The organism is Streptomyces chilikensis (assembly GCF_001642695.1).
Taxonomy (GTDB): Bacteria; Actinomycetota; Actinomycetes; order Streptomycetales; family Streptomycetaceae; genus Streptomyces; species Streptomyces chilikensis.
This window is the reverse complement of sequence record NZ_LWCC02000159.1, coordinates 5,099-10,102: the sequence shown is the minus strand read 5'-3', so window position 1 is coordinate 10,102 and position 5,004 is coordinate 5,099. Positions and strand designations below refer to the sequence as shown.

4 protein-coding genes are annotated in these 5,004 nt (G+C 74.0%); 1 reads left to right on the top strand and 3 read right to left on the bottom strand.

The features are described 5' to 3' along the window. Positions 1-26 precede the first annotated feature (26 nt). Positions 27-1,373, bottom strand: a complete 1,347-nt coding sequence (locus tag A2U95_RS29935; protein WP_166028797.1) for a M14 family metallopeptidase — start codon at positions 1,371-1,373, stop codon at positions 27-29. Positions 1,374-2,000: 627 nt separating this feature from the next. Between A2U95_RS29935 and A2U95_RS29930 the strand changes: the two genes are divergently transcribed. Further along, positions 2,001-2,474, top strand: a complete 474-nt coding sequence (locus A2U95_RS29930) for a hypothetical protein (RefSeq protein WP_166028795.1) — start codon at positions 2,001-2,003, stop codon at positions 2,472-2,474. A gap of 40 nt (positions 2,475-2,514) precedes the next feature. Here A2U95_RS29930 and A2U95_RS29925 read toward each other — a convergent pair whose 3' ends face one another. After that, the gene (locus tag A2U95_RS29925; protein WP_240958373.1) at positions 2,515-4,035 is read right to left on the bottom strand and encodes a sensor histidine kinase; all 1,521 of its coding nucleotides are present in this window, start codon (positions 4,033-4,035) and stop codon (positions 2,515-2,517) included. Continuing rightward, positions 4,032-4,769 (bottom strand): response regulator transcription factor, encoded by a 738-nt coding sequence (locus tag A2U95_RS29920; RefSeq protein ID WP_166028793.1) that lies wholly within the window; start codon positions 4,767-4,769, stop codon positions 4,032-4,034. Before A2U95_RS29920 ends, A2U95_RS29925 begins: the two co-directional genes overlap by 4 nt. Between the last annotated feature and the right edge of the window lie 235 nt (positions 4,770-5,004).

The window sequence follows — 5,004 nt, the reverse complement described above, 5'->3', positions numbered from 1 at the left end:
GGTCCGGGGGCGCCCGCCGGTGGCCGTCAGGCGCAGTACTGCGCCTGTTTGCCGATCGACCGGTACATGCAGTCCGCGTTCTCCAGGAGTTGCAGCACCGCGTCACGGTTGCGGGACGTCTCCCGTTCGATCACCTCGTCGGGCGGGTAGAAGCCGCCCCCGGAACTGGACGACGGGTACATCTCGAAGGTGTACGAGAAGATCTTGTGCACTCCCCAGAGGTAGTCGTTGATCGACCCGTCCGTGATGTACAGGTCGCTGGACTGCTCGGCGGTGTAGCCGTTGCTGGCGGCCATCTTCTGGCCCACCGCGGCGAAGGCGTCGCGGTCGTCGGCCGTCATGCCGGTCGTGGTGTCGGAGTAGGTGTAGCCGAACGGCCACAGCACCAGCTCGCTGTAGGTGTGGAAGTCGACACCCGCCTTGATCTGCTGCTTGCCGCCCACCACGCGGCTGCGCACGAAGTCGGCGACCACCTTGACCTCCTTGGCCGACTCCCCCGCGGTGCCGCGGTAGGTGTCGGAGGAGGTGGAACCGGAGGAACCGCCGCAGCAGCCCCACCGGTGGGCCCAGTTGCGGTTCAGGTCCGTGCCGACGTAGGAGGAACCGGAGTTGGGCTGGCGGTTCTTGCGCCAGGAGCGGTAGGAGCCGGAGGCGATGTCGTACTCGCCGCCGTCCGGGTTGAGGTCCGGGATGATCCAGATCTCGCGCCCGTTCACCATGTTGGTCACCCGGGAGTCGGTGCCGTAGTCGCTGGTCAGCTCGCGCAGCAGGTACAGCGCCATCTCGACGGTGAGGTGCTCGCGGGCGTGCTGGTGGTGGGTGAACAGCACCTCGGGCTCGGCCTCGTCGGTGCCGACGTTGTCGCTGATCTTGACGGCGACGATGTTGCGCCCCTGGTAGGAGGTGCCGATCACCCGCTGGGAGGCGATCTGCGGGTTCGCCTGGACGATGGAGTTGATCTCGCTCGTCATCTCCGCGTAGTTGTGGTAGCGCGAGTCGGCGGACGGGAAGTCGAGCGGGGTGACGGCGTCGGCGCCGGTGGAGCGGTCGGGGACCGCGCCGAGCGGGGTGATGTCGTAGCCCTGCGCGCGCAGCTTCCTGATCTGGTCCGCGCGGCCGGAGACGACGACGCCGTGGCCGTGGACCTCGTCGACGGTCACGCCGGCGCGCTGCAGGGCGGTGCGGTCCTCGGCGGTGGAGTGCAGGTGGATCTCGTACTGGCGGACCTCGTCCGCCGCCGCCGGCGTGCCGCCGGCCGGGGCGTCGTCGGCCGTCGCCGACACGGGGGCCGCGAGGGCGAGGGCCAGCAGGACGGCGAGGGCGGCGGTACGTCTGCGGCTTCGGGGGGTGGGGCCGCGGAAGCGGAGTCGCATGAACTCTCCTCGATTCTCCGGGGGATCCGGATCTTTCCGGACCGGGGAGTGGAGCGGGGTGGTGCCTCGGCGCCTCGGTGCGGCGTGCGAGGTTCGACGTGCCCGGTGCGGGTGTGGCGCCATGGTGGGTGGATGGCATGCCCGGGTCAAGAGATGCGATCCGGAAGCCCTGGCCGGAACCGGCGGGCGGGCCCCGGGAGCGGTGTACGGCTCCCGGAACCCCGGGGATGCCACCCGCCGCGCGCGCCGGCGGCGTTCCGGGAGGGGGACCGGGACCGGGTCCTCGTGTTCCTCCGTGGGGCCACCGCGCCGCGGAGAGGCGCGGTGGAGAGCCGGACCCGCACCTCGAGGACGTTCGTCCCCCTCGGCCGGTCCGGTGAGCGGTGGCGGTGCCGGAGTCCGGGCGGAAGCCCGGGATCCGGGCGGCGCGCCTCCAGCGGCCGGGCCGCCCCGGCGCGTGGTGCCGGGGGAAGGAGTCGCGCCTTCACCGCGGTCCGGCAACCGGTCGGCACGTCCCCGCGGATCGTCCGGGCCGCCGGGCCGGGCCGCCGGCGCCGTACCGGCTCGCGCCGCCTTCTGGCACCATGCATCACCGGTCCCGGCCCGCGCCCCCGTCCCGGAGGACACATGCGTATCCGCGTTCTGCCCGCAGCCACGGCGGTGGCGTTCTCCCTCCTCACCGGCTGCTCCCCGGACGAGGGGGCGGCGGACCGCGGGTCCGGGGCGGCGGCGGAGCCGTCCGCGGGGAACGGGCCCCCCGCCGCGGACGTCCGCGCCCTGACGCGGGGTGTGGAGGCCTACGTCACCGCGTACTTCGGCAACGACGCCCCGACGGCGCTCGGCATGATGTCGGAGCGCTGCCGCGGCGTGCTCGTCCACGAGGCGGAACACGCCGGCAAGAGGGGCGAGGAGGCGTACGCGGCGGCGGTGGAGGAGATCGCGGAGGAGCACGGCCCCCGGAAGGCCACGGACGTGACGGTGGACGAGGTCTCCGGCGACCGGGCGCGCGTCTCCTACCGGGTCGGCGGTCTCCCGGAGTTCGGCCAGGAGGGACAGCCCTGGTCCCGCGAGGACGGGACGTGGAAGTACGACGCCTGCTGACGCCCGGACACCAGGGCGGGTGGCGGCCCGGACGGCCGCCCTACGGCCGCGGCAGCACCAGGCGGAAGGTGGCCCCGCTGCCGTGTCCGGGGTCGAGTTCGAGCCGCCCGCCGTGCCCCTCCGCGATGGCCGCCGCGATGGCCAGCCCCAGTCCTGACCCGCCCTGGGCGCGCGAGCGCGACGGATCGGCCCGGTAGAAGCGCTCGAAGACGTGCCCGGCGTCGTGCGCCGTCAGTCCGGGGCCCTCGTCCGCCACCTCGACGACGACCACGCGGGTGCCGGGCAGGAAGGGGGGCGAGGGGCTGACGCGTCCCGGCACGTCCGTCCCGCCGACGCCGGCACCGGCCGGGCCGGAGCCCACGCGGACGTGGACCGCGGTGCCGGGCGGCGTGTGGGTCCGGGCGTTGGAGAGGAGGTTCTCGAGGATCTGCCGCAGCCGGTGCGGGTCGCCCACGGCCTCCACGACGTCCAGTTCCGGGGCGCCGGCGCCGTCCGGGCCGCCGCCGAGGGGTTCCAGGGTCACGGGGTGGCCCGGCCGCTGGAGGGCGGCGGTGCTCACGGCGTCCGCCGCGAGCGACAGCAGGTCCACGCCCTCCCGCCGGTAGTCGGGCTCCTGGTCCAGGGTGGCGAGCAGTTGGAGGTCGTCGACGAGCAGGCCCATGCGCTCGGCGTTCTGCGCGACGAGCCGGTCGGCCTCGCGCCGTTCCCGTTCGGTACGGCGCTCGGACCGGAGGGCCAGCTGGGCGAAGCCCTGGATGGCGGTCAGGGGGGTGCGCAGTTCGTGACCGGCGTCGGCGACGAACCGGCGCAGCCTGCCCTCCGACGCCTGGCGTTCCTGCAGCGCCTTCTGCAGCCGGTCGAGCATGGTGTTGAGCACCGTGCCCAGCCGCCCGATCTCGGTGCCGGGGTCGGTGTCCGGCAGCCGCAGGTCGAGCCGTCCGGCGGTGATCGCCCCGGCGGCACGCTCCATGCGGGTCAGCGGCAGCAGTCCGAGGCGCACCACCCCGCGGGCCAGGGCCAGCAGGGCCGCGACGGTGACGGCGAGCAGCAGGGCGTCCAGCCAGAGGATCTTCGACGTGGCCCCGTCCACGGTGTCGAGCGGCAGCGCGACCACGGCGCGCATGCCCTGCGGTCCGGTGCGCAGCAGGACCCGCCAGTTGCCGTCCCCCGTCTCCGCCTCGACCGACTCGGGTTCTCCCTCCGTCAGGCCGAGGTCCTTCTCGTCGTCGGGGAGCCGGGGGCCCGGCCTGTCGTTCGAGCCGAGCACGTGGTCCAGGCGCTGCCCGGAGGCGTTGTAGAAGTGGACCCGGAACTCCGACGGCAGGGCGCCCGCGCCCGCCACGGGCGGGGGGCCGTCGGGCCGGCGGGCGTCGTCGAAGGCCGGCGGCCGCGGCTGGAACGCGGCGAGCTGCTGGTCGACGCGGTCCAGCAGCCAGGACCTCAGCACGACGAATCCGACCAGTTCGGAGGCGAGCACCGCCACCGTGGCCAGCACGGTGACACCGAGGACGAGGCGGCCGCGCAGGGAGCGGGGGGCCGCGGGGCGGCGGAACGCGCTCACCGCCCGGGGTTCCCCTGGTTGCCGCGCGGCAGGCGCAGGCAGTATCCGACGCCGCGGACCGTGTGGATGAGCGGCGGGTCGAACCGGTCGATCTTCTTGCGCAGGTACTTGACGTAGGTCTCCACCACGCGGGTGTCCCCCGCGAAGTCGTAGCCCCACACGTGGTCGAGGATCTGCGCCTTGCCCAGCACCCGGCCGGCGTTGTCGAGGAGGTACGCCAGCAGTTTGAACTCGGTCGGCGAGAGCTGCACGTACCGGCCTGCCCGGTGCACCTCGTGCGCGGTCTCGTCGAGTTCGAGGTCGGCGTAGCGCAGGACGGTGTCGGGCAGCAGGGCGTCCGGGCCCAGGGTGCGCCGCAGGATGGCCTGGATGCGCAGCAGGACCTCCTCGATGTTGAACGGCTTGGTGACGTAGTCGTCGGCGCCGGCGCTCAGCCCCGCGATGCGGTCGTCCACGCCGGCGCGGGCGGTCAGGAACAGCACGGGCACGTGGTTCCCCGCCTCGCGCAGCCGGCGGGTCACCTCGTAGCCGTCCAGGTCGGGCAGCATGACGTCCAGGAGCAGCAGGTCGGGGTGGACCCGCTCGACCTCGGCCAGGGCGGACCGGCCGGTCTCCACGCTGCTCACCCGGTAGCCGGTGAGCCGCAGGGTCGACTCGAGCAGGGTGCGGATGCTGGGTTCGTCCTCGACGACGAGGAGCCGGTGCCGCGGCTCCGTTGCGGAAGGCTCGGTCATGGTGCTGTGCGGTTTCCGTTCTTTCGCTGAGGTCCACGGTGTGCCGGGGCGTGGCCGTACCGGACGTTACCCGCGGTGGGCCGCGAGCCGCGCCCGCGGCGGGCATGTCTCCTCCGGCGGGACGACCGGGTGGCGAGGAGCGTGCCCGAGGGCCCGGACGGGTCCTCGCAGGGGTCCGTCCGGACGCGGGGGCCGGCCGGTGACCGCCTCCTCCCCCGGCACGGGGCACTTCGGC

What these genes read in the sequence shown, in the direction of transcription:
- A2U95_RS29935 (WP_166028797.1), bottom strand. Translation starts at nt 1,373, where the DNA reads ATGCGACTCCGCTTCCGCGGCCCCACCCCCCGAAGCCGCAGACGTACC.
- A2U95_RS29920 (WP_166028793.1), bottom strand. Translation starts at nt 4,769, where the DNA reads ATGACCGAGCCTTCCGCAACGGAGCCGCGGCACCGGCTCCTCGTCGTC.
- A2U95_RS29930 (WP_166028795.1), top strand. Translation starts at nt 2,001, where the DNA reads ATGCGTATCCGCGTTCTGCCCGCAGCCACGGCGGTGGCGTTCTCCCTC.